We start from the raw sequence: 17,369 nt of genomic DNA on the forward strand, positions 1-17,369 counted from the left end.
CGCTTTCACGACCATGAGGAGCAGCTGTGGAACACAGGATCCTGGGACGGACGGCCCGCGAGGTGTCGGTCGTCGGGCTCGGCACGTGGCAGCTCGGCGGAGACTGGGGCGAGGTCGACGAGGTCGCCGCGCTCGACGTGCTCGACGCCGCGGCCGAGCGGGGCGTGACGTTCTTCGACACGGCCGACGTCTACGGCGACGGCCGCAGCGAGCAGCGCATCGCGTCGTGGCGGCGCGCGAACCCCTCGTGGAGCGGCACCGTCGCGACCAAGATGATCCGCCGCGCGCCCGTGCCGTCGCTCCGCTACGCATCGCTCGACGCGTTCCGCGACTGGACCGACCGTTCGCGCCGCAACCTCGGCGTCGACACGCTCGACCTCGTGCAGCTGCACTGCCCGTCCGACGACGTCTTCGCCTCCGACGGCGTGTTCGACGACCTCGACGTCCTCGTCGAGGAGGGCGCCATCGCCGCGTACGGCGTGAGCGTCGAGACCTGCGAGCAGGCGCTCTCCGCCATCGCGCGCCCGCACGTGGCGAGCGTGCAGATCATCCTCAACGCCTTCCGACAGAAGCCGCTCGAGCGCGTGCTGCCGGCCGCCGTCGAGGCGGGCGTCGGCATCATCGCCCGCGTGCCGCTCGCGAGCGGGCTCCTCTCCGGCCGCTACACGGCCGAGACGACGTTCGCCGCCGACGACCACCGCTCGTACAACCGCGACGGCTCCGCGTTCGACGTGGGCGAGACCTTCGCCGGCGTCGACTTCGCGACGGGCGTCGAGGCGGCCGCCGAGTTCTCGGCCCTCGCTCGCGGCATCGGCGTCGAGCCCGCGGCCGCGGCCCTCGCGTGGGTGATCCGGCAGCCGGGCGTGACGACCGTGATCCCGGGCGCACGGAGCGAGGCGCAGGCGCGCGGGAACGCCGCCGCGGCCGACGTGGGGCCGCTGACCGCGGAGTTCCTCGACGGCGTCCGCGCGATCTACGACGAGAGGATCCGCCCGCAGGTGCACGACCGCTGGTGACGCTCGCTCCTCCTCTGTCGGGGGTCGGTGACAGGCTGAGGGCATGACAGACGATTCCCTGCACGCAGACGCGCTCTCCACGCTCCGGCTGCTGGTCGGGCGCGACGACGCCGCGTTCCACGACGGTCAGTTCGAGGCGATCGAAGCGCTCGTCGGCGAACGCAGCCGCGCGCTCGTCGTGCAGCGTACAGGGTGGGGCAAGTCGGCCGTGTACTTCGTCGCGACCGCGCTCCGGCGCGCACAGGGCGCGGGGCCGACGATCCTCGTCTCGCCGCTCATCGCGCTCATGCGCGACCAGATCCAGGCGGCCGAGCGCGCGGGTGTGCGCGCGGTCGCCATCAACTCGACGAATGCGCACGAATGGGGCGAGGTGCGCGCCCGCCTCGACGCCGACGAGGTCGACGTCCTCCTCGTGTCCCCCGAACGGCTCAACAACCCGGCCTTCCGCGATGAGCAGCTGCCGGCCCTCGTGCGGCGCATCGGCATGCTCGTCGTCGACGAGGCGCACTGCATCAGCGATTGGGGCCACGACTTCCGGCCCGACTACCGGCGGCTGCGCGACCTCATCGCGCAGATGCCCGAGAGCGTGCCCGTTCTCGCGACGACCGCGACGGCGAACGCGCGCGTCGTCGCGGACGTCGTCGATCAGCTCGGGTCCGACCGCGTCACGACGATTCGGGGCCCGCTCGCCCGAGCGTCCCTGCGCCTCAGCGTCCTGAACCTCCCTGACGCCACCTCGCGCCTCGCGTGGCTGCTGAGCCACCTCGACGACCTGCCCGGCTCCGGCATCATCTACACCCTCACGGTCGCCGCAGCGGTCGACACGGCACGACTCCTGCGCGAGCACGGGCACGCGGTGCGCGCCTACACGGGGCAGAGCGACGCCGACGAGCGCGAGGAGTCCGAGGGGCTCCTGAAGCGAAACGAGGTGAAGGCGCTCGTCGCGACGAGCGCGCTCGGCATGGGCTTCGACAAGCCCGACCTCGGCTTCGTGCTGCACCTCGGCGCGCCGTCCTCGCCCGTCGCGTACTACCAGCAGGTCGGTCGAGCCGGGCGCGCGACCGCGTCCGCGGATGTCGTGCTGCTGCCGGGCCCCGAGGACGCCGACATCTGGCACCATTTCGCGACCGTCTCGATGCCCGACCAGGATCGCGCGGAGCGGGTGCTGCGGGCGCTCGGGGCCTCCGGCGCGCCCCTGTCGACCGCCGCCCTCGAGACGATCGTCGACATCCGCCGCACGCGGCTCGAGCTGCTCCTCAAGGTGCTCGACGTCGACGGCGCGGTCCAGCGCGTGAAGGGCGGGTGGACGGCGACGGGCGAGCCGTGGGCGTACGACGCCGAACGCTACGCGCGCATCGCCGCCGAGCGGCGCGCCGAACAGGACGACATGCTCGCCTACGAGCGCACGACCGAGTGCCGCATGGAGTTCCTGCAGCGCCGACTCGACGACGAGACGGCGACGCCGTGCGGGCGCTGCGACAACTGCGCCGGCGCCTGGCTGCTCGCCGACATCGCGCAGGAGTCGGCGTCGGCCGCGGCATCGGCGATCGACCGCGTCGGCGTGCCGATCGAGCCGCGACGCCAGTGGCCGACGGGGCTCGACCGGCTCGGCGTGCCCCTGAAGGGCCGGATCCCCGCCGACGAGCAGGCCGCGACGGGCCGGGCCCTCGCGCGCCTGACCGACCTCGGCTGGGGCGGGCCGCTGCGCGAGCTGTTCGCCGCAGGAGCGCCCGACCAGGAGGTCCCCGCGCGCCTCCTCGACGCGTGTGTGCGCGTGCTCGCCGAGTGGGGGTGGGACGAGCGCCCCGCCGCCGTCGCGGCGGTGCCGTCGCGCACGCGGCCGATTCTCGTCCGCTCCCTCGCCGAGGGCATCGCGCGCATCGGTCGTCTGCCGTCGCTCGGCGCGCTCTCGATCGCCCCCGCCGCTCCCCCGGCCCGGCCGGGCGGGAACAGCGCCTTCCGCGTCACCGACCTGCAGGGGAGATTCGGCGTCGACGGCCTCGTGATCGCCGAGGGGCCGATCCTGCTCGTGGACGACCTCGTCGACAGCCGCTGGACGATGACGCTCGCCGCCCGCGAGCTGCGCCGCGCCGGCGCGGACGACGTGCTGCCGTTCGCGCTCGCCCTGCGCGCCTGACGGCGACGCCCCACCCGTTCTCGACGTTCGGGCGAGCCCCTTCAGAAGGCGAACTCCTCCTGATGGACCTGCTCCTGCGGAACGCCCGCCTCGCGCAGCAGAGCCCGAATCGCCCGCCCGAGCCGTGGTGACGCGCAGATGAAGACGTCCCGCGTATCGAGCCCCGGCACGAGCTCCCGCAATCGCTCAAGAGTCAGCTCGTTCGGTCTCTCCCTCGAGCTGCCGACCAGGTAGTGCACCTCCGCACCACGAGCAGAGGCGATCGCATCGAGCTCCTCGCGGAACACCACGTCTTCGGGGGACGATGCGCGGTACACGAGCGTGAGCGGTGCGGCCTCGACAGGAATCGTCTCGAGGAGAGCCCGCATGGGCGTGATCCCGATGCCGCCGGCGACGAGGAGGACGCCGTGCCCACGTCGCCGCGCCGCCGTCATCGCACCATACGGCCCCTCGGCCAGCACTCGCGTCCCCTCGGTCAGCCCGGCGAGCCGACGCGTCCCGTTCCCCACCTCCTTCACGGTGAGCCGCAGAAAGTGCCGCGAAGGCGGCGCCGAGAGGGAGAACGGATGCGCCGATGCCCAGGTCTCCTGAGTGAGGAACCTCCAGCGGAAGAACTGCCCCGGGTCGGCCCCGAGCTCGTCGAGATCGCGTCCGGTCACGATGATCGTCGTGACGCGCGGCCCCTGCTTCAGCACGCGGTGGACGCGGAGATCGTGCTGCAGCGCGGTGAGCAGAGGTGCCAGGATCCGATATCGCATGAGAAGGGCGAAGGTCACGGTGTAGAGAGCCGTCCACGCGATCTGCAGGGCGGGGCGTCCCGCGATGTCGGGACCTGCCAGCTGGTGTGCGAATCCGAGGCCGACTCCCACGTACATCGCGAGATGGATCCCGTGCCAGGTCTCGTACCGTACGCGCTTCCGCGCCGCTCGCGCCGACAGCATGCCCGCCGCCATCATGAGCACCGTGCCGACCGTCGCCGTGACGATGTCCGGCAGTCCGAGCACGATGCCGACAGCCTCGGCGCCCGACGCGCCGATCGCCTCCGCGACCGCGTACACGGCGAACACCGCGTGGACGCAGACCAGCAGGAGAAGCGTGCGTCCGCCATGCGCGTGCCACCGCGTGAGCCGGTCCGCGCCGACGCGCCGCTCGAGGAACGGCAGCCGTGAGACGAGAAGGATCATCACCGCCGCGCCATATCCTGCGAGCATGCCGCTCAGATGAGCGACGAAGGGGACGATGTCCTGCGGCCAGGGTGCTCCCAGGATCGTCTGCATGATCACGAGAGCCGCCCCGATGCCGATGACGGCGAGGACGCTGCGCTCCGCGGTCACGCCATGGACCGAGCGCCGCGCCGCCTCCTCGCTCACCGGCCGTCCTCTCGTCCCCGGCCGTCGCCGTCACGGTCGAAGCCGCCGCGCGAGCGATCGAAGGGGTCGTCTGCGACCCCGTCGGCCGAGGAGCCGTCCGTCGACGGATCCGTGGAGACGCCGAGCGCCGCGGGATCGACCGGCGAGATATCGGGTGCTGCGAGACCCACGTCGATCGCCAGAAGCAACGCTCCGCTCAGCAGCACGAGAGAGGTTCCCACGCCGACGACGCGTCGTATCGTCGCCGCGCGCGGACGGATGCGACCGGAGAGCTCGGCACGTGTGGGGTTCAGTGTCATCGACATCGTCGGGTCCGTTCTGACGGGCGGTGGTCGGACACCCACCTTGTATGGGCCGCCGATGTGCGCCGCATGTCCCTTCGATGAGCCGACTGGGAGAGACCTGACGAGACGTCGAGACGGCTCCGCCCCGGTCACCGGGACCGGGGCGGAGCCGTCTGTACGGACTGTCGTCAGTCGGCGTCGGTCTGCGCGAGAAGCCAGTCGCGCAGGGCGCCGATGCGATACGCCGGTTCGAACGACGCCATGTGCTCCATCGCCATCGCGTCGGGATTCGCCTCGAGGACCGTGCCGGCCTCGAAGGTCGCGAAGTTCGCGCTGTAGCCGTTCGAGAGAAGCTCGAGCGCAGCCGCGTTCTGCGCATCCTCCGAGTCGGTCGCATCCCAGGTCGCCGTGCCGTACGCGACTCCGGCGTCGTCGAGCATCGCCTCGACATCGGCCTGCCCGCCGGAGGCGTTCTCGTCGCCTGCGGCGGCGATGTAGAAGAAGTCCTCCTCGGAGAGGCCCTCGAGCTGTGTGATGTCCCACTGTCCCGAGACGAACAGCTCCGCGGTGAAGAGGTCGGGGTTCTGCGCGGCGAGGTACAAGATGGTCATGCATCCCATCGACTGACCCGTGCCGTATACGCGGTCCTCGTCGACGCTGTACTCGTCGATGATCGACTCGAGGAACCGCTCCGTCATGTCGACATACTCGGTCGTGGTGTAGCTGTCGTGATCGTCGAGGATCACCTCGGGGTATGCCGGCACGACGACGATGCTCTCCTGCGTCGCCTGCTGTTCCTCGCTCGCCCAGATGAGTGCGCCGTACTCGCCGAGCGGGGCCGTCACGTCGTCGCCGACGAGACTGGAGTCGGGGATGTAGAGGACGACGGGGTACTCCTGCGACTCGTCGTAGTCCTCGGGGAGATAGATGTTGTACGGCAGCGTCTCGCCCGTCTCCTCGTCGACGTACTCGGCCTGATCGAACAGCGGCTGGACGTCGGCGACGAGATCCTCGAGGTCCGGGCTCGACGTCGCCTCGCTCGAGACCGTCTCGGTCGTCGAATCGTCCGTCGTCGAGCTGTCGGTCGTCGTGCTCTGGCTCGTCGTCTCGTCCGTCGAGGCCACGTCATCGGTCTCGCCCGTGGTGCTGCAGGCGGCGATCGAGCCGACGAGGATGAGGGAGGTGGCAGCCGCGATCGCGGCGCGTGTCGTGATGGTCGTCATGCTCCGAACACTAGGCGCGCATCCTCTGCGTGATCGTTCCCACACCTATGCGAAACCTATGAACGATGAGCGGCCCTCCCCGATCGGTGCGATCAGGCAGGGCCGCTCGACGTCTGGCGTCAGCCTTCTGCGGGAGCCTCCGGCTCCGCGGGAGGGGCCTGTGCGGCCGGAGCCGCCTGCTCGGCGCGCGCCTGCGCCTGGCCCGACGCGATCCCGCGGCCCATCGCATTGCCCTGGATGACGCCCGACAGGTCGATGCCCGTCGCCTCGCGCACCGTGTCGAACATGGCGCGCATGCCCATCGCGGCCTCGCCGGCCATGTGGCTCGTCGCACCGCCCTCGCCCGATCCGGACAGGACCGTGACGTTGCCGACGTTCGCGTAGCCCTTCGCGAACTCGGTCATCATCGGCACGAGCACGTCGAGCGAGCGCTGCGCGAGCACGGCCTCCTGGTTCTTCTTGAGCGCCTCGGCCTCGGCCTCGATAGCGGAGGCGCGCGCCTCACCGGCGAGGCGGATCGCGTCTGCCTCGGCCTGCGCCCTGGCGCGCTCGGCGTCGGCCTCGGCCTGCGCCTGCACGCGGATCGCCTCGGCCTCGCGCTCGGCCTTCTGCGCGTCGGCCTCGGCGGCCTTGATCTGCGCGTACGCGTCGGCGTCGGCCTTCTTCTGGCGCTCGTACTCGTTGATGTCGGCCTCGCGGCGCTGCACATCGGCGGCGGCCTCGGCGTCCTTGATGCGCGAGTACGCGCGCGCGTCGGCCTTCTTCTGCTCCTCGTACTGCGCGGCGTCGGCGACGCGCTTGACGTCGGCGTCGAGCTGGGCCTGACGGTTGTCGGCCTGCTGCATGAGGACGCCCTGCTCGGCGCGGGCACGGGCCAGGGCCTCGGCCTGCTCGGCCTCGGCGCGCGCCTCGCCGACGTCGGCCGCGGCGGCGGCCTGGTTCTTGTCGTATGCGGTCTGCTCGACGAGCGTCTCCTCGCTCGTCGAGATCTCGCGGGCCTTGATCTGGCGCTCCGCGTCGATGCGGGCGATCTCGGCCTGGCGCTTGACCTTCGAGACCTCTTCCGCGCCGAGGGCGTGCACATAGCCGTTCTCGTCGGTGATGCCCTGGATCTGGAAGCTGTCGAGCACGAGGCCCTGCTCCTCCAGGTCGCTCTTGATCAGGGTCGCGATCTGGTCCGACAGCTCCTGCCGGTCGCGCATGAGCTGCTCGACGGAGAGGGTCGCGACGACGCCGCGCAGGGCGCCCTCGAGCTGCTCCGTCGTGAAGACCTCGATCGCCTTGTCCTGCGACACGAAGCGCTCGGCGGCACGCGCGATCGACTCATTGTCGGATCCGACCTTGACGAGCGCGACGCCCGTGACGTCGACCGTGACGCCCTGGATCGACTGCGCGGTCGGCTGCACCATGATCTGGCGCGCGCGCAGCGACAGCGTCTCGGCGCGCTGCGTGATCGGGTTGACGACCGCGCCCCCGCCGCGGATGACGGTGACGTTCGAGATCGGTCCCGTTCCGCCCTTCTTCTGCTTGCGCCCGACGATCACGAGCGCCTCGTCGGCCCGCGCGACCTTGTACCAGGCGCGCATGAGCAGCGTGACGATCAGCGCGATGATGGCGGCGACGACGAGCAGGACGATGATTCCGATGACGATGGCGACACCGCCTGCGGCGCCCAGGATTCCACCCACGATTGCGACTCCCCTTCTCTCGCCCGCCCGCGCGTCCCGGCGACGCCGCGCGACGGACTCCGTCCACTCTATTCACAGGCACCGCCCGGCGCATGCCACGCTCCAGAGAGTTCTCGGGTGCGCGTTCGTAGACTGGACGACATGTCCGAGATCACGTCGCCCGACGCCGCCCACCCGCGCATCACGGCGCTCGACGTGCTCCGCTTCCTCAGCGAGATCCTCGCGTTCGGGTCGCTGGCGCTGTGGGGCTTCCTCGCGTGGCCGCTGCCCTGGAGCGTCGTGTTCGGATTCGGCGCGCCGATCGTCGCGATCGCCGTGTGGGCGCTGTTCCTCTCCCCGAAGGCCGTCTTCCACGTGCACCGCGACGTCCGCACGGTCGTCGAGCTGCTCGTGTTCGCCAGCGCGACCCTCGCGCTGTGGGCGCTCGACCTCGCCTGGGCGGGCATCGCCGTCGGCGCGTTCTGCATCGTCGTCGGCGTCCTCCACGGCCGCCGCACCGTCCGCTGACCGCGCGGCGATACTGGGAGGCATGACCGACACCGCCGCTCCCGTCGTCACCGCGCTGACCGCCGCTCTCGGGGGCCGTGTCGACACCGATCCCGACGCGCTCGACGCCGCCCGCCGCGACCGATCGGGTCACGCCGCCGCGCACCCGCCGCTGGCGGTCGTCCGCGCCGAGACCGTCGACGACGTCCGGGCGACGATGCGGATCGCGAGCGAGACGGCGACTCCCGTCGTGACTCAGGGCGCCCTGACGGGTCTCGCGGGCGCCGCGAACGCGGGCCGCGGCGAGATCGCCCTGTCGGTCGCGCGCATGGACCGGATCCTCGAGGTGTCGGCCGACGACCAGCTCGCGGTCGTCGAACCAGGGATCCTGAACGCCGACCTCAACGACCACCTCGCGGCGCACGGGCTGTGGTGGGCGCCGGATCCGGCGAGCCGCGAGATCTCGACCGTCGGCGGCAACATCGCCACCGGCGCGGGAGGCCTGCTCTGCGCGAAGTACGGCGTCACGCGCGACGCCGTCCTCGGCGTCGACGTCGTGCTCGCGGATGGGTCGCTCATGCGGATGGGGCACCGCAGCGTGAAGGGCGTCACGGGCCTCGACCTCACGAGCCTCATGATCGGATCCGAGGGGACGCTCGGCGTGATCGTCGGCGCGACGCTCAAGCTGCGCCGAACGATCGCGGGCGAGGTGTGCACCCTCACCGCGACATTCCCGACCGTGCGCGACGCGGCAGCCGCATCCGCGGCCGTGACGGCGGCGGGGATCCAGCCGGCGATCATGGAGCTGATGGACGCCACGAGCCTCGCGGCCGCCAGCGCGGTGCTGGGCCTCGCCGCGCCGACCGACGGCGCCTCGCAGCTGACGATCCAGACCGACGGGCCGGCCGCCGCGGCCGAGGCCGAGGCCATCGCCGAGGTGCTGCGCGAACGATCCGCGGACGTGCGCCTCACGCGCGACCGTGTGGAGGGCGAGGAGCTCCTCCGCATCCGCCGCGCGATGCACCCGGGGATGGCATCGCTCGGCACGACCCTCATCGAGGACGTCTCGGTGCCGCGCTCGCGCATGGCCGAGATGTTCGACGAGATCGCGCGGGTCGAACGCGCGCACGACGTGCGGATCCCGACGGTCGCGCATGCGGGAGACGGCAATCTGCACCCGAACTTCCTCTTCGACGGCGAGGAGGTGCCGCCGGCGATCTGGGCGGCCGCCGACGACCTCTTCCGCGCGGCGGTCCGCCTCGGCGGCACCCTCACCGGGGAACACGGCATCGGCGTGCTCAAGAGCCGCTGGCTCGAGGAGGAACTCGGCGAGGCGCAGTGGCGCCTCCAGCGCGACATCAAGCGCGTGTTCGACCCGCGGGGGCTGCTCAACCCCGGCAAGGTCTTCGGTCCGCGCGACGAACCCCATCGACAGGCGTAGACAGACCCCTCGGCCGGCGCTACTTTGAGCGTGTCGCGACCGCGACGCACGTCCTGACGAAAGGCTGACCATGGGGGACACCAAGACCGAGGCCTCGCAGCCCGCCACCTCGTCCGCGCTCATCGCCGAGCTGCTCGGCACATTCCTGCTCGTCCTGGGCGGCGTCGGGGCGGCGCTGTTCGCCTCCGACTTCGGCACGGGCGCCAACGGCTCCAGCCTCGGCATCGGCTTCGTCGGGGTCGCACTCGCATTCGGCCTGACGGTCGTGGCGGGCGCATACGCGTTCGGCCCCGTCTCGGGCGGCCACTTCAACCCCGCCGTCACGCTCGGTGCGGCCGCCGCGGGCCGCATCTCGTGGAGCGCGGTGCCCGGCTATATCATCGCCCAGCTCGTCGGCGGCATCGCCGCGACGAGCGTCATCGCGCTGATCGGATCCTCGCAGGACGGCTGGGTCGCGGCGGCGCGCGACTCGGGCTTCGCGAGCAACGGCTGGGGCGAGATGTCGCCCGGCGGGTTCGGGATGATCGGCGCGATCGTCGTCGAGATCGTCTTCACGGCGATCTTCCTCTTCGTGATCCTCGGCGTCACCGATTCGAAGCGCGGCAACCCCGCCCTCGCGGGCCTGGCGATCGGCCTCACGCTGACGCTCATCCACCTCGTGACGATCCCCGTCGACAACACCTCCGTGAACCCGGCGCGCTCGCTCGCCGCGGCGGTCTACGGCGGCGGCGACGCGCTCGCGCAGCTCTGGGTCTTCCTCGTGTTCCCGATCGTCGGCGGCCTGCTCGCCGGGTACCTGTACGGTCCCCTGCTCGGCCGCGAGAAGAGGTAGCGGACGGGGCTCAGATCCCCTGCCACTCCGGCTTGCTCGCGAACGTGTCACGGTAGTAGTCGGCGAGGCGCAGCCGCGAGGCCGCCGCCTCGTCGACCACGACCGTCACGTGCGGGTGCAGCTGGATCGCCGATCCCGGCAGCATCGCCGTGACCGGCCCCTCGACGGCGCCCGCGACGGCCTCCGCCTTGCCCTCGCCGAATGCGAGGAGGACGAGGTGGCGCGCCTCGAGGATCGTGCCGAGCCCCTGCGTGAGGCAGTGGCGGGGCACCTCGTCGATCGCGTCGAAGAACCGGGCGTTGTCCGCGCGCGTCTGACGCGTCAGGGTCTTCACCCGCGTGCGCGAGGCGAACGAGGATCCGGGCTCGTTGAAGCCGATGTGCCCGTCGGTGCCGATCCCGAGGATCTGCACGTCGACGCCGCCCGCGGCGCGGATCGCCTGGTCGTAGCGCTCCCCCGCCGTCGCGAGATCGGCATCGTCGGCGGGCGGGGTGCGGATGAGGTCCGGCGTCAGGCCGAGCGGCTCGACCACCTCGCGTGCGATGACCGACGCGTACGACTCGGGGTGCGCCGGATCGATGCCGATGTACTCGTCGAGGGCGAAGCCGCGCACCCGCGAGACATCGATGCCCGCGAGACGCGCGCGCAGCGCCTCGTACACCGGGAGCGGCGTCGATCCCGTCGCGAGCCCGAGGACCGCGTCGGGTCGCCGGGAGATGAGCGCCGCGATCTCCGTGGCGACGAGATCGCCGGCGGATGCGCGATCAGGAACGATGACGACCTCGGCCATGAGGATCCTCCGTGGGCTCGCGGATGAATGGTCGACATCGATCCTGTCAGATGCGACCGGCGCCGCGCCCGCCGATCGTGAACTGTTCGTGATCGATATCCGGTGTGATCAGCAGGTCCGCCGTTTACCATGAGGAGGAACTGCGCGATGCGCCGCGCGACCATGGGGGAGACCACGATGACCGACCTGGCGACCGAGCCCACGCCGACCGAGACGGCCCAGACCACCGAGCCGCACGTCGAGTGGGTCGCACCCGCGCCGAAGAAGCGTTCGGCGAAGAAGCTGTGGCTCGGCATCGGCATCCCCGTCGTCGCGGTCGCCGCCGCCGGCGCCCTGGCCTTCGTCGGCACGACGTTCATCGCCCCGGGCACCACGGTCTTCGGCGCGGATGTCGGGATGCAGCGCGTCGGCGACGCGCGGTCGACGATCGCCGCGCACATCGACGAGATGCCGATCACCGTCTCGGTCGACGGCGCGCCCGCCACGTTCTCCGGCGCGGATCTCGGCCTCGCGGTCGATGCCGAGCAGGCCGCCCAGCAGGCCCTCTCGGAGGTCCCCGCGTGGCAGGTCGGCGAGTGGAACGCGGGCGACATCGACGCCGACCTCGCGGTCGACCCCGACGCGATCCACGCGGCGCTGGCCGACGAGTTCCCCGATGCGTACGCCGATCCCGTGAATGCGAAGATCGAGTACGTCGACGGCGCCTACGCGGTCGTCCCCGCGAAGGCCGGGCGCGGCATCGACGTCGACGCGCTCGCCGCCGAGATCGGCGAGCAGCTGTCCGCCGAGCAGGGGGTCCAGGCGATCGCCTCCGGTGAGACGCTCCTCGCCGCGTCCTCATCGTCGATCTCGGTCGACGCGACCGTGACCGAGCAGACCGCCGCGTTCACGACGGCCGACGCGGAGAAGACGGCCGAGAAGCTCAACACGACCGTGAGCGGCGTGTCGTTCACCCTCGACGGCGATGTCGTCGACGAGGTCCCCGCCGAGAAGGTCGCCGAGTGGCTCGACGTCGCCGTGACGGACGAGGGAGAGGTCGACGTCCAGGCGAAGTCGGGCGAGATCCAGAAGTACGTCGACGCGCTTCCCGCCGCGGTCGATCAGGAGCCGGTCGACGGCGATGTCGTCGTCGACGCGGCCGGCGTCGTCAGCAAGGTCCTCACGGAGGGCCAGGACGGCTACCAGGTCACCTCGACGGACGGCATCGGCGAGCAGATCGCCGCCCAGCTCACGTCGCTCGCCCCCGCCGAGGTCGCCCTCACGGGCGAGAAGGTCGCGCACGAGACGACCGAGCGCCTCCGCAGCGCCGTCGTCGTGAAGAGCGAGGGCATGGCCTACTTCTACGAGTCGGTGAACGGCGGCGACAAGCAGCTGAAGAACAGCTTCTCGATGGCGATCGGGAAGCCCGGCTACGACACCCAGGTCGGCGAGTTCACCGTGTACGGGCAGCTGACGATCCAGAACATGGGATCGTGCGACGCAGAGGGCAACCTCGTGCCGGGCGGCAAGTTCGACTACTGCACGCCGAACGTCCCGTACCCCACGTACTTCAACGGCGACCAGGGCTTCCACGGCACCTACTGGCACGACAACTTCGGCCCCGGCGCCCGCATGAGCCACGGCTGCGTGAACCTCACCGTCGGCGCGTCCGAGTGGGTCTACTCGTTCCTCCAGATCGGCTCGCCGGTCTCGGTCCGCGCATGACGCGCGTGTGACGTTTCTTCCCTCACCCCTCGCGCGTGCTCTACGCTGACAGCATGAGCGAGCTGCACGTCGAAGAGCTGTCGGCCGACACGATCGTGGCGGCGAACAGCCTCACCCTCAAGCCGGGCCAGGAGGAGTTCATCGCCCCGACGACCTACGCCGTCGAGATGGTGGTCGCCGACCCGCAGAAGACCTGGCAGCGCGTCGTCCTCGACGGCGACGACGTCGTCGCGTTCGTGCGTGCGTACTTCGACCCCGACGCCACCAGCGAGCACCTCCGCGCCGCGCTGTGGCGCATCAACGTCGACGCCGATACCCAGGGTCGCGGCGCCGGGCGCTTCGCGGTCGATGCGGTCATCGCCGAGGCACGCAAGCGCGGCTACGACCGCCTCACGGTCGTCTACGAGGCGGGAGAGCTCGGCCCGGAGGCCTTCTTCCGCCGTGTCGGCTTCACGCCGGTCGACGAAACCGAGTACGGTGAGGTGGTCGCCGAGATCACGCTCTGATCCGGCCCACAGACTGGCGGCGGGACCCCGGACTCCCTCCCCCACCGAGGTTCCGCCGCCATCCTCATGCGCGAGGCCCGCATCCCATCGGGATGCGGGCCTCGTCGTCTGAAGGCCGCGGGTCACACGAGCGAGTCCTGCCACGCCTGGTGCAGGCGGGCGAACTTGCCCGTCCCCTGCTTCAGCGCCTCGGGAGCGTCGTCCTCGATGATGCGGCCGTGCTCCATCACGAGCACGCGGTCGGCGATCTCGACCGTCGACAGGCGGTGCGCGATGATGATCGCCGTGCGGTCGGCGAGCAGCGTCTGCAGGGCCTGCTGGATCATGCGCTCGGACGGGATGTCGAGCGACGCGGTCGCCTCGTCGAGGATCAGGACCGCCGGATCCGCGAGGAACGCGCGCGCGAACGACACGAGCTGGCGCTGGCCCGCCGACACGCGCCCGCCGCGCTTGTTCACGTCGGTGTCGTACCCGTCGGGCAGCTCCTGGATGAACTCGTGCGCGCCGACCGCCTCGGCCGCGCGCACGACCTCCTCCATCGACGCCCCCGGCCTGCCGAGCGCGATGTTGTCGGCGACCGTGCCGCTGAACAGGTACGCCTCCTGCGTCACCATGACGATCGCGCGGCGCATGTCGTCCGGCTCCAGCTCGCGCAGGTCGACGCCGTCGAGCGCCACGCGTCCCTTCGTCGGGTCATAGAAGCGCGAGACGAGCTTCGCGAGCGTCGATTTGCCGGCGCCCGTCGTGCCGACGATCGCGACCGTCTGGCCCTCCGGGATGTCGAGGCGGAAGTCGGGCAGCACCGTCTCGCCGTCGCCGTACGCGAAGGTGACGTCGTCGAACAGGAGGTGCCCCTTCGCGGCGGGCAGCGCGACCGGCTTCTCGGGATCCGCGACGGACGGCTGCTCCTGCAGCACGCCCGAGACCTTCTCGAGCGCGGCGGAGGCGGCCTGGAACGAGTTGATGAACATCGCCACCTCCTGCAGCGGCGTGAAGAAGTTCCTCACGTACAGGACCGCCGCGAGCAGCAGGCCGACCGAGAACTCGCCCCACGTGATCCGCACGCCGCCCCAGAGGACGACCGCGCCGATCGCGAACGCCGAGATCGCCATGAGGCCCGGCTCGAACGTGCCGAAGAGCCGGATGACGCGCATGTTCGCGTTGCGGTAATCCCACGCGAGCGCCCCGAAGAGCTTCTCATTGCGCGGCTCCGTGCGGAACGCCTTGCCCGCGCGAATCCCCGTCATCGTCTCGACGAACTTCACGATCACCTGCGCGCTGATGACGCGGGTCTCGCGGTACGCGAGCTGCGAGCGGCGATAGAACCACCGCATGAGGAAGGCCAGCGGCACGCAGGCCAGGACGATCACGACGCCCGACTGCCAGTCGACGATGACGAGTGCGATGAAGGTGAAGACGCCGTAGAGCACGCCGTTGATGAGCTGCTGGAGCCCGCCGTTCATCAGCTCGCGGATCGTCTCGAGATCGCTCGTCTGGCGCGAGATGATGCGGCCCGAGGTGTAGGTCTCGTGGAACTCGAGGCTGAGCCGCTGGGTGTGGCGGAACACGCGGCGGCGCAGGTCGAGCAGCACGGTCTGGGTCAGGCGCGCCGAGAGCATGTCGAACCACGCGAGCAGGGCCGCGCCGACGATCGCCGTCAGCGCATACGCGCCCGCGATGATCCATGTCGGACCCCAGTCGGCGCCGTCGAGCACCGCGGGGAGCGCCTCGTTGAGGCCGAGGCCGAGCAGCGCCGGGCCGAGCACGCGCACGGCCGTCTGCGCGACGACGACGATCGCGGTGAGGATCACCTGGGCCTTGAGCGGCGTCAGGAGCGACAGGAGCAGGCGCCATGAGCGGCGACGGATCGCCCTGCTCTCCTCCCGCGTGTAGTCGTTGCGGTCCTCGCCGGTGACGCCCTGGACGGTCGAGCTCATCGTGCGATCTCCTCGTCTGCCTCGGCGGCGTCTGCGGCCAGGATGTCCATCTCGGATGTGGGGTTCGGATCCCTGCGCACCCGCTCGGCCTCGCGCTCCTCCGCCTCGATGCTCGAGATGACCGAGCGATAGCTCGCAGAGCTGATCATCAGCTCGTGGTGCGTGCCGACGGCGACGATGCGCCCCTGCTCGAGCAGCGCGACGCGGTCGGCGAGCGCGACCGTCGAAGGGCGGTGGGCGACGACGAGGGCCGTCGTGCCCGCGAGCACGCGCTTCAGCTCGTTCTGCACGCGCTCCTCCGTGTTGACGTCGAGGGCGGAGAGCGGGTCGTCCATCACGAGGACCTTCGGTCGGGCCGCGACGGCGCGCGCGAGGGCGAGGCGCTGGCGCTGTCCACCGGAGAGGCTCATACCCTCCTCGCCGATCGTCGTCTCGGGTCCGTCCGGCAGCTCGTCGACGAACTCGGCCTGCGCGACGGCGAGCGCCTCGCGCATGACGCCGTCGGCCTCCTCCGAGAACACGTCGAGGTCGTCGCGTCCGAGCAGCACGTTCTCGCGCACGGAGGCCGAGAACAGCGTCGCGTCCTCGAACGCCGTCGCGATGTGGGTGCGCAGCTCGACGAGCGCCATGTCGCGCACGTCGACGCCGTCGAGCGTCACGCGGCCCTCGGTGACGTCGTACAGGCGCGTGGGCAGCGTCGTGAGGGTCGTCTTGCCGGATCCCGTCAGGCCGACGAGCGCCATCGTCTCGCCCGGTTCGAGCGCGAGATCGATGCCGTCGAGCAGGTCGCGCTCGTGCTCGCGCGCATCCTGATAGCGGAAGTGCGCGCCCTCGAAGACGAGCGCGCCGCGCGGGTGATCCAGCGATGTGGGCTCGGCGGGGTCGGTGATCGTGTCGACGGCGTCGAACACCTCGAAGATGCGATCGGTGGCGGTGCGCGCGTCGAGCATGAAGGCGAAGAGGAAGCCGATCGACTCGATCGGCCAGCGCAGGATCGTCGCCATCGCGAAGAAGGCGAACAGCTGCGAGATCGCCACCTGCCCGTCGACCGTCAGCCAGATGCCCGTCGCCAGGCATGCGGCGAACGCGAGCTCGGGCATGAGCACGAGCACGAAGTCCACGACGGCGATCTCGCGGGCCTTCCGCATCTCGGTGCCGCGCAGGCCCTCGGCCTGCCGCGTGAAGCGATTCAGGGCGTGCGGGCCGCGGCCGAACGCCTTGAGCACGCGGATCCCGTGCACGCTCTCCTCGACGCTCGTCGCGAGATCGCCCTGCTGGTCCTGGCTCTTGCGCGTCAGCAGGCTGTACGCACTGTGGAACCGGTATCCCTGGATCCACAGAGGAATGCCCGAGACGACGAAGATCGCCCCCAGCAGCCAGTGCCACTGGAACAGGAGGACGGACCCGATCACGACCGTCAGCACGTTGACGACGAGCATGATGAAGCCGAACGCCATCCACCGGCGGATGAGGCCGATGTCCTGCATCATGCGGCTCAGCAGCTGGCCGCCCTGCCACCTGTCGTGGAACTCGATCGGGAGCTTCTGCAGGCGGTTGTAGAACGTCGCCCGCACGTTGTACTCGATGGCGGTCGCCGGTGCGAGCACGAGCCAGCGGCGGAGGTACACCATGAGCGCCTCGACGAGGCCGAGGCCGAGCACGGCGAGCGCGCCCCAGACGACGGCGGACGTCGCGCCGCTCGAGATCGGGCCGCCGACGATCCATTCGAGGGCGGTCGGGATCAGGAGCGCGACGACGGAGGCGCCGAGGGCCGAGAGGCCGCCCAGCGCGATCCGGGGAAGATCCTTCTTTGCGAACGGCACCAGGCGCAGCAGCGCGCGGTGGAGTGGGAGGCGCGTGGGCGCGCCGGGTGAAGTATCAGCAGACATCTCAGCCTCGAAACGGAACCTCTGCCGCGAACGCGACAGCCCTCCAGCCTATGACAGAGCTGGAGG

General features: G+C 70.9%; 14 protein-coding genes. 7 read left to right on the forward strand and 7 right to left on the reverse strand.

Annotated features, from left to right (window positions below; all coding sequences use genetic code 11):
- The first annotated feature begins 26 nt into the window (after nucleotides 1-26).
- Both GB932_RS10015 and GB932_RS10020 read left to right on the forward strand, forming a co-directional pair.
- Nucleotides 27-1,016, forward strand: coding sequence for an aldo/keto reductase (locus GB932_RS10015; protein ID WP_156760550.1), 990 nt, complete (start codon nucleotides 27-29; stop codon nucleotides 1,014-1,016).
- Nucleotides 1,017-1,059: 43 nt separating this feature from the next.
- Nucleotides 1,060-3,153, forward strand: coding sequence for a RecQ family ATP-dependent DNA helicase (locus GB932_RS10020; protein WP_156760551.1), 2,094 nt, complete (start codon nucleotides 1,060-1,062; stop codon nucleotides 3,151-3,153).
- A 41-nt stretch (nucleotides 3,154-3,194) separates the two neighbouring features.
- Here GB932_RS10020 and GB932_RS10025 read toward each other — a convergent pair whose 3' ends face one another.
- The 4 genes from GB932_RS10025 to GB932_RS10040 form a co-directional block, all read right to left on the reverse strand.
- A complete protein-coding gene (locus GB932_RS10025; RefSeq protein WP_156760552.1) occupies nucleotides 3,195-4,523 on the reverse strand; it encodes a ferredoxin reductase family protein in 1,329 nt (442 codons plus the stop codon).
- Nucleotides 4,520-4,828, reverse strand: a complete 309-nt coding sequence (locus GB932_RS10030; RefSeq protein ID WP_156760553.1) for a hypothetical protein — start codon at nucleotides 4,826-4,828, stop codon at nucleotides 4,520-4,522. The genes GB932_RS10025 and GB932_RS10030 overlap by 4 nt, the downstream gene beginning before the upstream one ends.
- A 167-nt stretch (nucleotides 4,829-4,995) precedes the next feature.
- The gene (locus GB932_RS10035) at nucleotides 4,996-6,030 is read right to left on the reverse strand and encodes a carboxylesterase family protein (RefSeq protein WP_156760554.1); all 1,035 of its coding nucleotides are present in this window, start codon (nucleotides 6,028-6,030) and stop codon (nucleotides 4,996-4,998) included.
- Between the two features lie 119 nt (nucleotides 6,031-6,149).
- Nucleotides 6,150-7,616, reverse strand: coding sequence for an SPFH domain-containing protein (locus tag GB932_RS10040; protein ID WP_438616714.1), 1,467 nt, complete (start codon nucleotides 7,614-7,616; stop codon nucleotides 6,150-6,152).
- Between the two features lie 243 nt (nucleotides 7,617-7,859).
- On the opposite strand from GB932_RS10040, the gene GB932_RS10045 reads away from it, so the two are divergent.
- The 3 genes from GB932_RS10045 (at nucleotide 7,860) to aqpZ (ending at nucleotide 10,477) form a co-directional block, all read left to right on the forward strand.
- Nucleotides 7,860-8,225 (forward strand): YrdB family protein, encoded by a 366-nt coding sequence (locus GB932_RS10045; RefSeq protein WP_156760555.1) that lies wholly within the window; start codon nucleotides 7,860-7,862, stop codon nucleotides 8,223-8,225.
- 22 nt (nucleotides 8,226-8,247) lie between these two features.
- On the forward strand, nucleotides 8,248-9,645 hold the full coding sequence (locus GB932_RS10050; protein ID WP_156760556.1) for an FAD-binding oxidoreductase: 1,398 nt from the start codon (nucleotides 8,248-8,250) through the stop codon (nucleotides 9,643-9,645).
- 70 nt (nucleotides 9,646-9,715) lie between these two features.
- Nucleotides 9,716-10,477, forward strand: coding sequence for an aquaporin Z (aqpZ, locus tag GB932_RS10055; RefSeq protein WP_156760557.1), 762 nt, complete (start codon nucleotides 9,716-9,718; stop codon nucleotides 10,475-10,477).
- 10 nt (nucleotides 10,478-10,487) lie between these two features.
- Here the strand turns inward: aqpZ and GB932_RS10060 are convergent, their stop codons facing one another.
- Entirely contained in the window at nucleotides 10,488-11,267 is a 780-nt protein-coding gene (locus tag GB932_RS10060; RefSeq protein WP_156760558.1) for a glucosamine-6-phosphate deaminase, read from the reverse strand.
- 147 nt (nucleotides 11,268-11,414) lie between these two features.
- On the opposite strand from GB932_RS10060, the gene GB932_RS10065 reads away from it, so the two are divergent.
- Complete coding sequence (locus GB932_RS10065) at nucleotides 11,415-12,971, forward strand: L,D-transpeptidase family protein (RefSeq protein WP_197517416.1); 1,557 nt, start codon at nucleotides 11,415-11,417, stop codon at nucleotides 12,969-12,971.
- A gap of 53 nt (nucleotides 12,972-13,024) precedes the next feature.
- Nucleotides 13,025-13,477: a GNAT family N-acetyltransferase gene (locus GB932_RS10070; RefSeq protein WP_156760560.1), complete on the forward strand. Its 453-nt coding sequence runs from the start codon at nucleotides 13,025-13,027 to the stop codon at nucleotides 13,475-13,477.
- Between the two features lie 122 nt (nucleotides 13,478-13,599).
- Here GB932_RS10070 and GB932_RS10075 read toward each other — a convergent pair whose 3' ends face one another.
- Together GB932_RS10075 and GB932_RS10080 are read right to left on the reverse strand one after the other, a co-directional pair.
- Nucleotides 13,600-15,414 carry an ABC transporter ATP-binding protein gene (locus tag GB932_RS10075; protein WP_156760561.1) on the reverse strand — a complete coding sequence of 605 codons (1,815 nt, stop codon included), beginning with the start codon at nucleotides 15,412-15,414 and terminating at the stop codon, nucleotides 13,600-13,602.
- Nucleotides 15,411-17,303 carry an ABC transporter ATP-binding protein gene (locus GB932_RS10080; RefSeq protein WP_156760562.1) on the reverse strand — a complete coding sequence of 631 codons (1,893 nt, stop codon included), beginning with the start codon at nucleotides 17,301-17,303 and terminating at the stop codon, nucleotides 15,411-15,413. Before GB932_RS10080 ends, GB932_RS10075 begins: the two co-directional genes overlap by 4 nt.
- Between the last annotated feature and the right edge of the window lie 66 nt (nucleotides 17,304-17,369).

Origin of the sequence: Microbacterium karelineae, assembly GCF_009745985.1 — a bacterium.
Lineage (GTDB): Bacteria > Actinomycetota > Actinomycetes > Actinomycetales > Microbacteriaceae > Microbacterium > Microbacterium karelineae.